The sequence below is a fragment of the Arthrobacter sp. UYEF21 genome (assembly GCF_040546085.1).
Lineage (GTDB): Bacteria > Actinomycetota > Actinomycetes > Actinomycetales > Micrococcaceae > Arthrobacter.
The window spans coordinates 13,660-29,600 of sequence record NZ_JBEPNF010000017.1 but is presented as its reverse complement, the minus strand read 5'-3'; the positions used below and the strand labels follow the sequence as shown (position 1 = coordinate 29,600).

Below are 15,941 nucleotides of genomic sequence, written 5' to 3'. Positions count from 1 at the left end.
GGTCAGCGGCTCCGGACGGGAAGGGTGGGCATGCCGAGTGAAACTCCGGTCCGGCCTGGGCCGCTGCCCGCGGCACCCGCACCCGCGCCCCCGGGCGCCGGAGCTCCGCATGAATCGGCCTGTGACCTGTCCCAGGCATCGCCGGCACGGGAACGGCGCAGGCTGTAATCCTCCGGGACGGGGTCCGCCACGAGGTGGAAGGCTGCGGCCTCGGTGATGGTGACAGTGACCAGATCCCCGGGCCGTGGTGTCTCGGCACCGACCGGAACGGAGAAGTGCACGAGTCGCTGGTCCTGTGACCGGCCGGAAAGCCGGTGGGTTTCTTCCGACTTCCGCCCGGACTGGGCGGTCACCATCACCTCCACCCGGCGGCCCAACAGCCTGGCGTTCTCTTCGGCGGCAATCCTGTCCTGCAGGGCGGTCAGTCGCTCGAAGCGTTCCTGGACCACGGCCTTGGGCAGTTGGTCCGGCAGGTCTGCGGCCGGTGTGCCGGGTCGCTTGGAGTACTGGAAAGTAAAGGCGGTGGCGAAGCGGGATTTTTCCACCACATCGAGCGTGGCTTGGAAGTCCTCCTCGGTTTCACCGGGGAAGCCCACGATGATGTCGGTGGAGATGGCGGCGTGCGGGATCTTTTCGCGGACCTTGTCCAGGATGCCCAGGAACTTGGTGGACCGGTAAGACCGTTTCATGTCCTTCAGGACTTTGTCCGACCCCGACTGCAGCGGCATATGCAACTGCGGCATCACGTTGGGCGTCTCGGCCATGGCGTCAATGACGTCATCGGTGAAGGCGGCGGGGTGGGGGCTGGTGAAACGTACCCTTTCCAGGCCGTCGATCTCGCCGCACGCGCGCAGGAGCTTGGAAAACGCCTGCCTGTCACCGAATTCCACGCCATAGGAGTTCACGTTCTGCCCCAGGAGGGTCACTTCGATGGCCCCGTCATCGACGAGGGCCTGGATTTCGGCCAGGATGTCGCCGGGCCGGCGGTCCTTTTCCTTGCCGCGCAGGGCCGGGACGATGCAGAAGGTGCAGGTGTTGTTGCAGCCGACGGAAATGGACACCCAGCCTGAGTAGGCCGAGTCCCGCTTGGTGGGCAGCGTGGAGGGGAAAACGTCGAGGGATTCGAGGATCTCCAGCTGCGCTTCGTTGTTGTGCCGGGCCCGGTCCAGCAATGCCGGGAGCGCCCCGAGGTTGTGCGTGCCGAAGACGGCGTCCACCCACGGCGCCTTCTTGAGGATGGTCTCGCGGTCCTTCTGTGCCAGGCAGCCGCCCACGGCGATCTGCATCCCGGGGTTGGCAGCCTTCACCGGCGCCAGCATTCCCAGGTTGCCGTAGAGCTTGTTGTCTGCGTTTTCCCGGACGGCGCAGGTGTTGAACACCACAACGTCAGCCTGCTCACCCCCGGCCGGAACATAGCCCGCATCCTCAAGCATGCCCGCCATCCGCTCAGAATCATGGACGTTCATTTGGCAGCCAAAAGTGCGCACCTGATAGGTGCGGGGCTGCGGTGCGCCAGCGTCTAGGGAAGGGACGGTACCGGATGTGGGGGAAGGAATGGTCAAACTCACCTGTTAAGGGTACCGGCTCGGCGGGTCAGCCGCCCCGCGAAGACGCCAGCCTCCGCAATCTAAAGCTCCGGCGGGTTGTCCCCGTGGTCACCGCCGCGGCCGCCCAGCCGGGCGTCGAGTACCTCTCCGACCACCCGGAACGCCTGGGACGGCTGATAGCCCTTCCGCGCGAGCATGGAGGCCAGGCGGCGGGCGATTTTGTCCCGCTCCGCCCTGTCCGCCAGGTCGGTGCCAGGGCGGAGTTTCCGTTCCACGAGAACGCGGGCGGCCGCTTCCTCGTCCGCATCGGAAAGCTGCTCCAGCGCGGCAGCGGCAGTGTCCGCATCGATGCCCTTATCCGACAGCTCACGGCGCAGGGCCCCCTTCGCGAGCTTCCGTGACTGGGACCGGCTCCGCACCCACATGTCGGCGAAGTCAGCGTCGTCGATGAGGCGGACCTCCTGGAACCGGTCCAGCACAGCCTCTGCCACATCCTCGGGGATGTTCCGGTCCGCGAGTTTGCGCGCCAACTGCAGCCGGCTTTTAGCCGAACCTGTCAGCTGTCGCAGAACAATCGCCCGCGCGGCGGACGCGGGGTCAGGCTCTGCGTCCGCCGCGATGGAAGACTCCGGATCGGGGTCAGACCACCGGGCCTTAGAAGCCGTCAACGGCCTTCAGCTTGGGCGCGTCCTTGGACTCGTCCGCGGCAGGCTTGGTACCTACGCCAAGCTTCTCCTTGATGATGCGTTCAAGTTCAGCGGCCAACTCGGGGTTATCGCGCAGGAACCTGCGGGAGTTCTCCATGCCCTGCCCCAGCTGGTCACCGTCGTAGGTAAACCATGAACCGGACTTCTTGATGATGCCGTGCTCCACCCCCATGTCGATGATGCCGCCCTCACGGGAGATGCCCTGGCCGTAGATGATGTCGAACTCGGCGATCTTGAAGGGTGGGGCCATCTTGTTCTTGACGATCTTGGCCTTGGTGCGGTTACCAACAGAGTCCGCACCTTCCTTGAGCGTCTGGATGCGGCGAACGTCGATGCGGATGGAGGCGTAGAACTTCAGCGCTTTACCACCGGTGGTGGTCTCCGGGGAACCGAAGAACACGCCGATCTTTTCACGGAGCTGGTTGATGAAGATGGCGGTGGTTTTGGTCTGGCTCAGGCGGCCGGTGATCTTACGCAGCGCCTGGCTCATCAGGCGGGCCTGCAGGCCGACGTGGCTGTCGCCCATGTCGCCTTCGATTTCCGCGCGGGGCACCAGGGCGGCAACAGAGTCGATGACGATGACGTCCAGCGAGCCGGAGCCGATCAGCATGTCCATGATTTCCAGCGCCTGCTCACCGGTGTCAGGCTGGGAGACCAGGAGCGCATCGGTATCGACCCCCAGTTTGGCGGCGTATTCCGGATCCAGGGCGTGCTCAGCATCGATGAATGCGGCGATCCCGCCCTGGCGCTGCGCGCTGGCGACGGCGTGCAAAGCAACGGTGGTCTTGCCGGAGGATTCGGGGCCGTAGATCTCTACGACGCGGCCGCGGGGCAGTCCACCGATGCCCAGAGCGATGTCCAGGGCAATGGAGCCCGTAGGGATGACCTCGATGGGGGCGCGAACTTCGTCCCCGAGCCGCATCACGGATCCCTTGCCGAACTGCTTGTCAATCTGGGCCAGCGCTGCTTCCAGCGCTTTTTCACGATCCGGGGCTGCCGCCATGGTTCACACCTCTAATGCTTTCTCGCTTTGGAGTGGCCTCAGCGGCCGTTATTGGTCATCTCTGACGCTAATGGCACCCGCCGACATTCAAGCCGGATGTCATCGCCTATGTGGATAACCCACTACAAAAAGCATAGCTTTACCCGAACAGATATTCGAACAGATCCGGCGGCGTGTCAGCCGGCAAGAAGTCAGTCCCGGGGCTTGACGTCCAGGCCCAGGCGCCGCTCGGGCGGGACGTCCTGGACGTCGCAGATCGCCTGCCACACGTCGCGGGGGCTCACGCCGGCCCCGAGGGCTTGGTCAGCTGTTCGTCCGCCAACTCCGGCAAGAACCAGGCTGCTGCTCAGGACCCGCGAATAGCCGGCCCCGAATTCGTCGTCCATAAGCCGCCAATAGTCACTGATCCGCACCAATAGAGTCTCTCACGGTCACGGACCCTAGAATTGTTGCCATGAGCAACCCTGCCGATGGTCCACCTGCCCCAGGCCCCGCCGCAGCCGGTCACGCTGCCCCGGGTCCCGGCGCTGACACCGTCGATGACGCACTGAACACCGTGGAGCAGCAGATCAGCCTCTTTTGGCGTCGTGCGCGGTCGGTGTCCCATCAGCTCTCGCGCCAGGTCCACCCGGATCTGGAGCCGGCCGCTTACGGTTTGTTGGCGGTGATCCGGCGCGAAGGTCCCATCCGGTTGACTGACCTCGCCCTGAACATCGGCGTGGGAAAGCCCTCGGTCAGCCGCCAGATCGCCTTTCTGGAAAGCATCGGCCTGGTCTTCAAGGAAGCCGATCCCCTGGACGGACGGGCGCAGTCAATCCGTCTCACTGCAAGGGGTGAGGAGAAGATGCATCAGGTCCAGGATGCGCGCCAGCAGGATTTCCGCGAACGTTTGGGGGAATGGCCAGTAGAGGAACTGCAGACCCTCGCCGAATGTATGGCTAAGCTCAACTCCCTCTTCGACCTTGACGTCCTGGCCAAAGACATGTCCGCCCAGCGCGGCAGCAGGCCGGGCAACATCACTTAGTAACCACACGACGAAGCCGCCGGCTACTGCCGGAGGCTTCGTCGTTCATGATTTCAGGGCAGTGCGGGCGGCTTTAGCGTGCGCTGGAAAGAAGGCCCGTAGACAGTTCCTTCGTGAGTTCGGCGCTGAGATCGCGGTCGAGATCGCGGCCGTAACGCTGCGAGAATTCCTGGGGAACGGTGTCTGGAACGGCGACGCCCTCGACGACAGCTACGCGGTCGCTAACTTCACGGAGCATGAGGGACAGCGGCACATCCAACGCGGAGCAGATTGAAGAAAGGAGCTCTGACGAGGCTTCCTTCTGGCCACGCTCCACTTCACTGAGGTACCCCAGGGAAACACGGGCACTGTGCGACACTTCGCGGAGCGTACGCCCCTGGCGCTGGCGGACGTCGCGCAGGACATCACCGATTTCGTGACGAAGCACAACCATTTTGCGCTCCCTCTGTTCGCTCTTAGCCTGATCGGCGAGGCCCACATCCTTCCAGCGGACAACGCCGTTCACGGATACGGGCTGCTTTACCATCTGTATCGCCTTGCTCCTTCATAAGTCCGGTCACCCTGAGGGAACCGTGGTTGGTTATCATCCTAGGCGCCCCGGCTCTGCCAAAGCGACACAATGTAATAACTAATAGGTTCCGGGATTTGTTCCCGGTAACTTTACGCCCGGTAGCTTCAGATAGATAGGACTCAGGAGGACAGGGCTTCGACCAGCCTTTCCAGCGCAGCCCCGCATGCCTGCCCGCGGATGTCGGCGCGGTTGCCAGTGAAGGTGTACTGGAACGCGGAAGCACCTTCGGCCGCGGCGACCCCAATAAAGACTGTGCCTACGGATTTGCCGTCGTGTGCCTCCGGACCTGCCACGCCGGTGGTGGCGACGCCGATGTCGGCACCCAAAGCAGCACGGACACCGGCGGCCATGGCCGCTGCGACGTCGCCGTCCACCGAGCCGACGCCGGCCAGCAGGTCAGCAGAAACCCCCAGAATGTCGGTTTTGACGGAGTTCTGGTAGGCCACGACCCCGCCTTGCAGCATGCCCGAGGCGCCCGCAGTATCGGCCAGGACAGCAGTGACCATCCCGGCAGTGAGCGACTCGGCAGCAGCTACCGTGCGCCCGGAGTCCAACGCCAGCCGCACCGTCTCTTCCGCCAGGTGGTGAAGATTCGTCACGTCAGCTCCTCCGTCCCAGGGGCAGTATTCCCGGACCGCTTGCCGTGGGCCCTGAGCCGAACGGCTTCCACTACATATTCGACGCCGGTCCACACGGTGATGAGCACGGCCACCATCATCACGGCGAATGCCACCCACACCAGCCACGGCGCCAGCGCGCCCAGTGGGAGCAAGTACAGGAAGATCGCGGCGGTCTGCACTACGGTTTTGAGCTTGCCGCCCCGCGATGCCGGAATGACACCGTAGCGGATGACAACAAAGCGCAATGCCGTGATGCCCCACTCCCGAACGAGGATCACGATGGTGACCCACCATGGCAGCTCCCCTAGAACGGAAAGCATCACCAGCGCCGAACCGATCAGGAGCTTGTCGGCGATGGGATCGGCGATCTTGCCGAAATTCGTGATGAGCCCCCGGCTCCTGGCGATGTCGCCGTCGAGCTTGTCCGTGTAGATGGCGACGGCGAACGCCAGCACCGCTGCCCAGCGCCACGGTCCTGACTCGCTGTGCAGCCCGGGGGCATCAGCGAGGAGGAACCAGACGAAGAACGGCACCAGCGCAATGCGCAGCATGGTCAGGATGTTGGGAAGATTCCAGATCCCGGGGCTGCTGGGGCCGGCGGCAGTTGCTTCAGTGCTAGTCACCCTTCTAGGCTACCGTCCGGTGAGTGACCAGGCGTCCTCAGATCCGTCTTCGTCGTCGCCGTTGGAGCTGGTGTCTGCCCCGTCGAAGTATTCGACGTTCTGGCTGCGCTGGTCGAGATCCGCCTGCACGAGGTCTTCCGCGTAGCCGCCCTGGGCGATATTCGCATTGGCATTTTCGCTGAGCGCCGCTGTCTGGGAATCGGCAACGGCCGGCGCGTCCTGGCCCTTCATGGCGGCCAGCACGGCAGCCAGGTCGTCGGGTTTGACCAGGACATCGCGTGCCTTGGATCCTTCCGAGGGGCCAACCACTCCCCTGGACTCCAGCAAGTCCATCAGCCGGCCGGCCTTGGCAAAGCCGACGCGGAGCTTGCGCTGCAGCATCGAGGTGGACCCGAACTGGGTGGTGACCACCAGTTCCGTGGCCTGCAGCAGCACATCGAGATCGTCCCCAATGTCGTCGTCGATCTGCTTCTTCTGCGCCTCGGGGGCGACGTCGTCGCGGTAGACGGCCTTCAGCTGGCCCTTGACGTGTTCCACCACTTTGTGGATTTCCGATTCGGTGACCCAGGCGCCCTGGACGCGCATGGCCTTGGAGGCTCCCATCGGCAGGAACAAGGCATCGCCCTGGCCTATGAGCTTCTCCGCACCGGGCTGGTCAAGGACCACCCGGGAGTCGGTGACCGAGGACGTGGCAAAAGCCATGCGGGAGGGCACGTTGGCCTTGATGAGGCCGGTGACCACATCCACCGAGGGCCGCTGCGTGGCGAGGACCAGGTGGATACCTGCCGCACGGGCCAGTTGGGTGATGCGGACAATGGAGTCTTCGACGTCGCGCGGGGCCACCATCATCAGGTCGGCGAGCTCGTCCACGATCACCAGCAGGTAGGGGTAGGGCCGGATAACCCGTTTGGAGTCGACCGGCGGGTGGACCTTGCCGGCCCGGACAGCCTTGTTGAAATCGTCAATGTGCTTGAACCCGTAGTTGGCGAGGTCGTCGTAGCGGGCGTCCATTTCCCGGACCACCCATTGCAGGGCTTCGGCGGCCTTCTTCGGGTTGGTGATGATGGGGGTGATCAGGTGCGGCACACCCTCGTAGGCTGTCAGTTCCACGCGCTTGGGGTCCACCATGACCATGCGCACCTCATCGGGGGTGGCCCGCATCAGGATGGAGGTAATCATGGAGTTCACAAACGAGGACTTACCCGCACCGGTGGCACCCGCGACGAGCAGGTGGGGCATCTTCGCCAGGTTGGCCACAACGTAGCCGCCTTCGACGTCCTTGCCCACGCCCATCACCATGGGGTGGTCCGTCCGGCGTGCGTTCTGGCTGCGGAGGACGTCGCCCAGGGAGACCGTCTCACGGTCGGAGTTGGGAATTTCGATGCCGATGGCCGACTTGCCGGGGATGGGGCTCAGGATCCGGACGTCGCTGGAGGCTACAGCGTAAGAGATGTTTTTGGACAGCGCGGTGACCCGCTCCACCTTGGTGCCGGGCGACAGCTCAATTTCGTACCGGGTCACGGTGGGTCCACGGCTGAAGCCGGTGACCTGCGCGTCCACATTGAATTGGTTCAGGGTTTCGGTCAGGGACGCCACAATGGCGTCGTTGGCTTCGGTCCGTTCCTTGGGGATGGAACCTGGGGTCAGAACGTCCGACGGCGGCAGGGTGTAGGTGACGTCGCCGGCCAGGGAGAGCTGCTCGGTTCGTTGCGGAATGGGCGTGGGCAGCGGCGCCGGAGTGACGGGGTTGGCCGGGACCTGCGGAACGGCGACGGGAACGGGGTTGAGCGAGCCGGCGGCCACCATGCCGGGCGTCACCAAGGGAATGGCTTCGGTGGCGTTGTCCGCCGGGCCGTTGCCTGCAGTGCCGAGGCCTTGGGCGGCCTTGATCTTCTCGACGGCGATCTCCGCCTGTGTGGGGCGGCGCACGCCGGGAGCAGGCCGGGGGCCACGGCTTGGTTTTCCGCCTGCGGCAGCGTCCTCGTCATCGATGACCGCATGCTCGAAGGCTTCGTCGCCGACGTACCCTTCCAGGCCGGCGTCGGATTCTTCATCCTTGCCGAAGAAGCGCCGCTTCTTCTTCTTCGGTGCAGCGGCGGCGCGGGATTCCTCAAGGTAGCTGCGGTCGTGGCGGTCTCCTGCCTCGCCGGGCTCCTGCAGGTCAATGCCCATCAGGTGTTCATAGGCCGCGCGCAGCCGGCGCGGAATGGCCCCGAAGGGCGTGGCGGTGATGATCAGCAGCGAGATGAAGGTCAGCAGGCCGTACAGCACAACAGGCACCATCGCGTGGATGGCGGCAAGCGGTGCGGCTGCCAGGAAGCCGAGCATGCCGCCTGCCTGGCGCAGGCCGTCGAAGCCCTCGGCGACAGTAGGCTGCCCGCCCAGGACGTGGGCCAGGCCGCAGCCTGCGAACGTCATGATGAGGAACCCGATCCCTACCCGGTTGTTGCCGCGGCCGTCGTCGGGGCACCGGAACAGCCGGAACGCACAGACAAAAAGCATCAGCGGCAAGAGCAGCGACACCCAGCCGAAGGTGCCGTTGACCACGCTGTGGACAGTGTCCGGGAACCATCCCGTCAGGCCCCACCAGGCGAAGGTGGCTATGAAAACGCCCAGCGCGAGGTTGAACAGAGCTGCACCATCGCGACGGTCCTCCGCTGGAAGGTCGCTGACATCGGAGCCGATCCTGCGGACTCCCCCGCCCACCAGGTGGCCAACCCCCAGCCAAGCGCCGGCCACCACCCGCAGGAGCCAGGGCTGATGCTGTTCGACGGCGGGAAACTGGCGGGTTCGCGCGGTGCCGGTGGAGGATCCGGCCCGTCCGTTGGTGCGGCCGGCCCGGGACGTTGCTGAGCCTGCACCGCGGCCTGCGGAACTGCCGGATTTGGCGGTGTTGGTGCCGCGGGCGGTGCCTTTGGGCGCGGGGGTAGTGCGAGTGGCCATACGTGCCACGGTACCCGAACTGGTGCGGTTTTCCGCGGATTTCCGGCCGTTCCGGGGCTTTAGTGTTGCCCGCCTAACAGGCGCCGTCCGTAGTGCCCGGGTACAGGGAAAGGCCCGGTTCCGAAGAACCGGGCCTTTCAGATCCACAGGGGTCTCTGCGGTGTTATGCCTCGAGGACCACCGGGATGATCATGGGCTTGCGACGCAGCCTGCGGTTGACCCAGGTGCCCACCACGCGCCGCACCACCTGCTGGAGCTGGTGCGTGGTGTGGTCCGTCCGGTTGAGCACAGCTTCTTCCAAGGCGGCATTGATCTTCGGGATGATCTCGTCGAAGACCGAATCGTCCTCGGCCACGCCCCGGGCATGAATTTCCGGGCCCGAGACCACTTTGCCGGTGGTGCGGTTGATGACCGTGATGATCGAAATGAAGCCTTCATCGCCGAGCGTCTGTCGGTCCTTGAGATCCGCTTCCGTGACTTCGCCGACGCTGGAGCCATCAACGTAGACAAAGCCCACTTCGACCTGGCCAACCACGTCAGCGCGGTGATCCTTGAGGTCGATGACGGTGCCGTTGTCTGCGAGGATGACACTGGCCGTGGGCACGCCCGATTCGATGGCGATCTTGCCGTTGGCAATCAGGTGCCGGGTCTCGCCGTGCACAGGCATGGCGTTGAGGGGTTCAAGGATGTTGTAGCAATACAACAGCTCGCCGGCGGCTGCGTGGCCAGAGACATGGACCTTGGCATTGCCCTTGTGAATGACGTCTGCGCCGAGTTTGAGCAAGCCGTTGATGATGCGGAACACGGCGTTCTCGTTGCCGGGGATCAGGCTGGAGGCAAGGATCACGGTGTCACCGTCGCCTACCACCACGCGGTGGTCGCCGTTGGCCATGCGTGAAAGGGCCGCCATCGGCTCGCCCTGCGATCCGGTGGACATCAGCACAACGCGGTTGTCCGGCAGGTTGTCGATGTTCTTGATGTCCACCAGGAGACCGTCGGGAACATCAAGGTAGCCGAGCTTTGCGGCGATGGCCATGTTGCGGACCATGGACCGGCCAACAAACGCCACCTTGCGGTTGTGCTTGGCCGCCGCGTCCAGCACCTGTTGGACGCGGTGGACGTGCGAGGAGAAGGACGCCACAATGATGCGTTTAGTGGCCTGGCCGAAGAGCCGCTCCAGCGTGGGACCGATTTCCTTTTCGGCGGTGGTGAAGCCCGGCACGTCAGCGTTGGTGGAGTCGGACATAAAGAGGTCAACGCCCTCTTCGCCCAGTTTGGCGAAGTGACGGAGGTCGGTGATCCGGCCGTCCAGCGGCAACTGGTCCATCTTGAAGTCGCCCGTGTGCAGGACAGTTCCGCCGGCCGTGCGGATGAACACAGCCAAAGCATCGGGAATGGAGTGGTTAACCGCGACGAACTCACACTCGAAGGGGCCAAACTTTTCGATCTGGCCTTCTTCAACGGTAAGGGTGTATGGACGGATCCGGTGTTCCTGCAGCTTGGCCTCAATCAGGGCCAGTGTCAGCTGCGAGCCCACCAGGGGAATGTCAGCGCGGAGCCGCAGGAGGTAGGGGACGGCGCCGATGTGGTCCTCGTGGCCGTGCGTCAGGACAACGGCCACGATGTCATCCATCCGGTCCTCGATGTACGAGAAATCGGGCAGGATCAAATCAACGCCCGGCTGGGTTTCCTCGGGAAAGAGGACGCCGCAGTCGACGATGAGCAGCTTGCCTTCGATTTCGAAGACAGCCATGTTGCGGCCGATCTCCCCCAGCCCGCCCAACGGGACGATCCGAAGGGTGCCTTGCGGCAGGCGTGGAGGCGTGACAAGGCCAGGAAGGGCAGTTTGGGTCATAGTGCTCTACTTTCCAGGCGGAATGGTGCCGGTCTTAGCCCTCAGGAAAAGACCAGCCCCGCTTCCGCCAAATCCTCGCGGATGGTTTCGATCTCGGCTTCGTCCGGCTCCACGAGGGGCAATCGGACAATCGAGTTGGGCAGGACTCCCTGCCATTTAAGAATTTGTTTGGCTGCCACGGCTCCCTGGACACGGGTCATGGTTGCCCTCACCACGGGCAGCAGCTCGAAGTTGATCTTACGGGCGGTCCCAAGATCGTTGGAGTTAATGGCGTCAATCAGTTCACGGAAACGGCGGGTTGCGACGTGGGTTGTGACGCCCACCAGCCCGACGGCGCCCAGGGACATCCAGGGAAGGGTCAGTCCGTCGTCGCCTGAATAGAAGTACAGGTCCGTCTCTGCCATGACCCGGCTGGCCGCCAAGAAATCGGCTTTGGCGTCTTTGACGGCCACGATGTTAGGGTGCTGGGCCAGGCGGATCATGGTGTCGGGTTCGATCGCGATGGAGGAGCGGCCAGGAATGTCATAAAGCATGACGGGCACATCGGTCGAGGAGGCGATGGTTTCGAAGTGTGCACGAACGCCGGCCTGGCTGGGCTTGTTGTAATACGGCGTGACGAGCAACAAACCGTCGACTCCCAGCGCAGCTGCCTGCTGGGAGAGGTGCACCGAGTGTGCGGTGTCGTTGGTTCCAGTACCGGCGATAATGGCCGCGCGGTCTCCGACGGCCTCCTTGACGGCACGGAACATGCCAAGGTTTTCCTCATCGGTGAGAGTGGAGGTTTCGCCCGTGGTTCCGGTGACCACCAGGCCGTCGCAGCCATCATCCACGAGTTTGGTGGCAAGCTCGGCCGCCTGCGCGTAATCGACTGCGCCGTCCTTGGTGAAGGGCGTGACCATGGCGGTCAGGAGCGTACCGAGGGCAGGAATGGCAGCGGAATTGTGAGGCATGGAAAAAACGTTACCCTGTCCGCAGCCGGTTAGGACAATGGCGGCGGGGTGATAAGCGTCAAACAACCCCGGTGTCACATGAAACCGGGCAGCAGCCTCCCCCCAGGCACTGCCGTTCAGCACTACGGCGTCCCAGGCATTGCGCTTCGGCGCTGCAGCGGGTCAGCGGACTTTACGCAAAGCGCTCCGCTGCAGAACTGCGGTGACCACCTCGGCACTGGTTCCCGCGGCTTGTTTCAGCTGGAAGCCGTCCGGACCCCAGAATCCACTCAGTCCGCAGGAGGGGCCCAGCGGTGTGGCTCCGCCCAGGTTTGCCAGGATGCCGAACATCCGGTTATCCATGGCCCGGGCTCCAAGGTGCAGCGCCAGCCGCCGTTCCTCCGCCAGGGTATAGACCGCCGAGACAGCGTAAACATCGGCGCCGGCCAGCGCCGACCCGGTGGCGTGGGCAGGAACCGCGGCATCAGTGCTGATGGCCAGCGCGACCCGCCAGCCATCCACTTCGAGCACCACGGCATGTTCACCGGTGGCGAAGAGTTCCTTTTCCGGTCCATGCAGATGGGTTTTGAAACCGAACTCGGTGGTGCCGTCCGGGTGGATGGCGAGGCACGCGAGCCGCGGCGTGCCGTCCGGTTCCCGGTAGCCAGCCCCTGCCACGGCAGTGATCCCGGTCCGGCGGCAAATCTCATGGAGGTCACCCAGCCGTGGATCGTTGGCCCGAAGCCAGCCGTCATCATCAGCCAGCAATGCCAGGTTGTACCCGGTCAAGGACATTTCCGGGAATACCACCAGCCGGGCGCCGTGTGATTCGGCGTCCTCGATCATCCGGACGTGTTCGTAGACATTCGGCATGATCCCGCCATCCAGCGCCTGGTATTGGACGACGGATACAGTCAGGGCTTCAGTCACGCCTTCATCCTAAGGACCACCCTGCAGCCGCGCACCATGCAGCTTCCCATCCTGCGCCTCGCCCGGCTGGCAATACCTCCCCACCGCCGCCTCCCTCAGTTCCTCAGCCCACGCCGCGAGCCTCTGGGCTGCCCGGACGTAGTGGAACAGCTCGGTGGGCGTGAGCGCTTCAATGTCGATTTCAGCCAACCGGCGTGCCAGCTCGGCTCCAGCCGGCTGCGCCGTCAGGGCGATGCCTTCTTCCTGCCACTGGATGTCCTCCGCGGGCCGTCCAGTGACCAACTGGCGGAAGAGGTAGTCGACCACGCCCGGACTCATGGCTTTCATCAGTCCGGGCGGAGGCATGGCACCACCACCGTCCGGCGTGGGCCGCTGGGAGACACCTGTGGCCGGAAATTCCGGTGACCGTTGAGGCTGGAAGGGGGTCTGCATGGATCCATATTATTAGAACATATATTCGAACACAAGACGCAGGTTAGCAGCACAGCCCCCTCAAGGGCCCCCGGTCATCTTGACTGGGGCCTCACGGAATCGTGTGAGACCATCGCCTCATGACGACCCGAGCCACGGCAAGACCCTCGCGGGCGCCCAGACCCTCCACTGCCTTAGGACGCCTCCGCGGCGTTGACGCAGCCAGGGGCCTGGCGCTCCTTGGCATGATGGCTACGCATCTGCTGCCCACCTTCGAGGCCAATGCCGACCTCACTCCCACGTGGATCGGCCTGACCTTCTCCGGCAGGGCGGCAGCCCTCTTCGCTGTGCTGGCCGGCGTGGGACTGGCACTTTCCACCGGCAAGCAGGTGCCGCCGGAAGGAACTGCCCTGAACGCTGCCCGCCGCGGCATCGCACTGCGCGCACTGGTGATTGCCGCCGTCGGACTCTCACTGGGCGGGCTGGAAGTCAACCTAGCGATCATCCTGGTCCACTACGCCCTGCTGTTTCTGTGCGTCCTGCCGTTTCTGGGCCTGAAGGTCAAGGTGCTCTGCGCCTGGTCCGCAGCCTGGATCCTCCTCTCACCGGCGCTCGCCTACTTGCTCCGACCCTGGCTCATGGCGTCGGACCCGCCGCTCCACCTGGGGCACAACCCGTCCTGGGAAGACCTTTCGACGCCGTTTCCCCTGCTGGGCGACCTTTTCCTGACCGGCTACTACCCGGTGTTCCAATGGCTGGCCTATCTGCTGGTCGGCCTCGTCATAGGCCGCCTGGCACTCACCAAGGCAATGGTCCCTGTCCTGTTGCTGACCGGCGGCACGGCGGTGGCCGCACTGGCCAAGGCCCTGGGAACTGCTGCCATGGAGACCTGGGGCGGCCGCACAGCATTGGAAGAGGTGTTGAACGCGCCAGGATACCCGCTCGACAGCGTGCTTCAGGTCAACCTCACGGGAATCCGGCAGGAGGGCTCCTGGTGGTGGCTGGCGTCCGCGGCACCGCATTCCGCCACCAGCCTTGACCTGGCGCATACCTCCGGAGTGGCGGCGGCCGTGGTGGGTGCGTGCCTGCTGCTTGGCAGGCTGGCGAACTGGGTGGACCTGGACCTGCTGCTGCCGCTGCGAGGCGCCGGCGCCATGACGCTGACTCTGTATTCAGTCCACGTCTGGGTGGTGTCCGGGTTCTACCTGAAGCCGCTGCCGCCCGGCTGGACCGAGGATGGGATGTATTTTGCGCAGGCCGCGGCGGCCATCATCGCGGGCATCGTTTTTGTCCTGCTGAAGTGGCGCGGCCCGCTGGAGCAGGTTGGCCATGCTGCCAACCAACTGGGCCGCGGCAAACGGATCGGCACGCGGTAGCGCGCTCCCGCCATAGCGGACGAGTAGCGGAAGTGTGCGTTAGCCGGAGGACAGCTTAGCCGGCAGCCCCTCAGCGGGATGTGCCCTCAGCTGGCCGTCACGTTACCGCGGAAGAGACGGCCGGCATCACGCATGGAGGCGCGGGCGCGCTTACGGTCCCCGGCGGCATCGTAGGCGCAGCTCAGGCGGAACCAGGAGCGCCAGTCGTCAGGGGCGGCCTCGGCTTCTGCCCGATACTTCTCGAATTCCTGGTCAGCTGCCGCCCGGATGATCCGGCCGGCAGGCGTGCGGGGCAGATCATCTACGGGCAATCCGCCCTCGGATTCCAGGATTTTGGCCATCTTTTCGGTGCGGGCTCCGAACATCAGCTCCCGGATCAGAGCCCAGGCCCCGACGATGGGCAGCACCAGGTACGCGGCACCGATTGCTTTGGCCGCAAGGTTGTTGTCCATCAGCAGCAAGATGGAGCGCTGGAAGGACACCACCAAGTAAAAGACCAGCAGGAGTGTGACGGCACCCACCCAGATCTTGGTGCGGTTCTTCCGGAACGCCGCAAGGAATTCGCCCACGGCCTAGAGCCCCAGATCCAGGTAGTTGTCCAGGCCCACCGTCAGTCCAGGGTGCGCCGCCACATTGCGGACGCCCAGCAGCACGCCGGGCATAAAGGAGGCACGGTCAAAGGAATCGTGCCGGAAGGTCAGCTGCTCCCCCGGACCGCCGAGCAGGACCTCCTGATGGGCCACCAGCCCGCGGAGCCTGACGCTGTGGACACGCACTCCGTCCACGTCGCAGCCCCGGGCACCGGCGAGCTCGCTGGTGGTTGCGTCCGGGCTGGCCGGAACCTGCGCAGCTGCCCGCTCAGCCGCGATGAGCTGGGCGGTGCGGACGGCGGTTCCGGAGGGCGCATCCACCTTGTCCGGGTGGTGCAGTTCGATAATTTCCACGGACTCAAAGTACTTGGCGGCCTTGGCGGCGAACGCCGAGGCCAGCACCGAACCGAGGGCAAAGTTGGGGGCGATCAGCACACCCGTTTCGGGGTGCGCCGCGAGAAGTGCTTCCAGGGCGGCGAGCCGGGAGGAATCCCACCCGGTGGTTCCTACGACGGCGTGCATGCCGTGCTCGACGGCGTAGCGGACGTTCGCTTCGGTGCTCTCCGGAACGGTGAGGTCCACCACGAAGTCGGTGCCGGCAGCGGCCAGCTGGTCCAGCGAGTCGCCACGTCCCAGGGCGGCTACGAGCGTCATATCGGCGGCGGCTTCAACGGCCTTGACGGCTTCGGCGCCCATGCGCCCGTTGGCGCCCAGGACAGCCACGCGGCTGGGTGCGGGATGTTGTTCGGTCATGCCGTTAACCCTACCGTCGGGCCGGACGCGGGACGGAACCTGCGGACGTGCGTTACCTC

General features: G+C 64.7%; 16 protein-coding genes. 2 read left to right on the top strand and 14 right to left on the bottom strand.

The genetic code is table 11. The features are described 5' to 3' along the window. Positions 1–2: 2 nt before the first annotated feature. From miaB to ABIB27_RS15980, 4 genes are all read right to left on the bottom strand, one after another. Positions 3–1,568: a tRNA (N6-isopentenyl adenosine(37)-C2)-methylthiotransferase MiaB gene (gene miaB, locus ABIB27_RS15995; RefSeq protein ID WP_354217455.1), complete on the bottom strand. Its 1,566-nt coding sequence runs from the start codon at positions 1,566–1,568 to the stop codon at positions 3–5. Between the two features lie 59 nt (positions 1,569–1,627). Further along, positions 1,628–2,167 (bottom strand): regulatory protein RecX, encoded by a 540-nt coding sequence (locus ABIB27_RS15990; RefSeq protein WP_502909247.1) that lies wholly within the window; start codon positions 2,165–2,167, stop codon positions 1,628–1,630. Positions 2,168–2,201: 34 nt separating this feature from the next. Next, positions 2,202–3,257: a recombinase RecA gene (gene recA / locus ABIB27_RS15985; RefSeq protein WP_354217457.1), complete on the bottom strand. Its 1,056-nt coding sequence runs from the start codon at positions 3,255–3,257 to the stop codon at positions 2,202–2,204. A 191-nt stretch (positions 3,258–3,448) separates the two neighbouring features. Beyond that, a complete protein-coding gene (locus ABIB27_RS15980) occupies positions 3,449–3,670 on the bottom strand; it encodes a DUF3046 domain-containing protein (protein WP_354217458.1) in 222 nt (73 codons plus the stop codon). A 41-nt stretch (positions 3,671–3,711) separates the two neighbouring features. Here ABIB27_RS15980 and ABIB27_RS15975 point away from each other — a divergent pair, with 41 nt between their 5' ends. Next, positions 3,712–4,281 (top strand): MarR family winged helix-turn-helix transcriptional regulator, encoded by a 570-nt coding sequence (locus tag ABIB27_RS15975; protein WP_354217459.1) that lies wholly within the window; start codon positions 3,712–3,714, stop codon positions 4,279–4,281. 73 nt (positions 4,282–4,354) lie between these two features. Here the strand turns inward: ABIB27_RS15975 and ABIB27_RS15970 are convergent, their stop codons facing one another. From ABIB27_RS15970 to ABIB27_RS15935, 8 genes are all read right to left on the bottom strand, one after another. Next, positions 4,355–4,807: a helix-turn-helix domain-containing protein gene (locus ABIB27_RS15970; protein WP_354217460.1), complete on the bottom strand. Its 453-nt coding sequence runs from the start codon at positions 4,805–4,807 to the stop codon at positions 4,355–4,357. A gap of 164 nt (positions 4,808–4,971) precedes the next feature. Continuing rightward, the gene (locus ABIB27_RS15965; protein ID WP_354217461.1) at positions 4,972–5,451 is read right to left on the bottom strand and encodes a CinA family protein; all 480 of its coding nucleotides are present in this window, start codon (positions 5,449–5,451) and stop codon (positions 4,972–4,974) included. After that, positions 5,448–6,095, bottom strand: coding sequence for a CDP-diacylglycerol--glycerol-3-phosphate 3-phosphatidyltransferase (gene pgsA, locus ABIB27_RS15960; protein ID WP_354217462.1), 648 nt, complete (start codon positions 6,093–6,095; stop codon positions 5,448–5,450). The genes ABIB27_RS15965 and pgsA overlap by 4 nt, the downstream gene beginning before the upstream one ends. Positions 6,096–6,104: 9 nt before the next feature. Beyond that, positions 6,105–9,038 (bottom strand): FtsK/SpoIIIE family DNA translocase, encoded by a 2,934-nt coding sequence (locus ABIB27_RS15955; protein WP_354217463.1) that lies wholly within the window; start codon positions 9,036–9,038, stop codon positions 6,105–6,107. A gap of 163 nt (positions 9,039–9,201) precedes the next feature. Continuing rightward, positions 9,202–10,893, bottom strand: a complete 1,692-nt coding sequence (locus tag ABIB27_RS15950) for a ribonuclease J (protein WP_354217464.1) — start codon at positions 10,891–10,893, stop codon at positions 9,202–9,204. A 41-nt stretch (positions 10,894–10,934) separates the two neighbouring features. Further along, on the bottom strand, positions 10,935–11,843 hold the full coding sequence (gene dapA / locus ABIB27_RS15945) for a 4-hydroxy-tetrahydrodipicolinate synthase (protein ID WP_354217465.1): 909 nt from the start codon (positions 11,841–11,843) through the stop codon (positions 10,935–10,937). A 162-nt stretch (positions 11,844–12,005) separates the two neighbouring features. Further along, complete coding sequence (locus ABIB27_RS15940; RefSeq protein WP_354217466.1) at positions 12,006–12,752, bottom strand: carbon-nitrogen hydrolase family protein; 747 nt, start codon at positions 12,750–12,752, stop codon at positions 12,006–12,008. Positions 12,753–12,761: 9 nt separating this feature from the next. Next, positions 12,762–13,097, bottom strand: a complete 336-nt coding sequence (locus ABIB27_RS15935; protein WP_354217467.1) for a hypothetical protein — start codon at positions 13,095–13,097, stop codon at positions 12,762–12,764. A gap of 206 nt (positions 13,098–13,303) precedes the next feature. Here ABIB27_RS15935 and ABIB27_RS15930 point away from each other — a divergent pair, with 206 nt between their 5' ends. Further along, positions 13,304–14,539, top strand: coding sequence for a heparan-alpha-glucosaminide N-acetyltransferase domain-containing protein (locus tag ABIB27_RS15930; RefSeq protein ID WP_354217468.1), 1,236 nt, complete (start codon positions 13,304–13,306; stop codon positions 14,537–14,539). 86 nt (positions 14,540–14,625) lie between these two features. Here the strand turns inward: ABIB27_RS15930 and ABIB27_RS15925 are convergent, their stop codons facing one another. Both ABIB27_RS15925 and dapB read right to left on the bottom strand, forming a co-directional pair. Next, on the bottom strand, positions 14,626–15,108 hold the full coding sequence (locus tag ABIB27_RS15925) for a hypothetical protein (RefSeq protein WP_354217469.1): 483 nt from the start codon (positions 15,106–15,108) through the stop codon (positions 14,626–14,628). 3 nt (positions 15,109–15,111) lie between these two features. Next, positions 15,112–15,882: a 4-hydroxy-tetrahydrodipicolinate reductase gene (gene dapB, locus ABIB27_RS15920; protein ID WP_354217470.1), complete on the bottom strand. Its 771-nt coding sequence runs from the start codon at positions 15,880–15,882 to the stop codon at positions 15,112–15,114. Between the last annotated feature and the right edge of the window lie 59 nt (positions 15,883–15,941).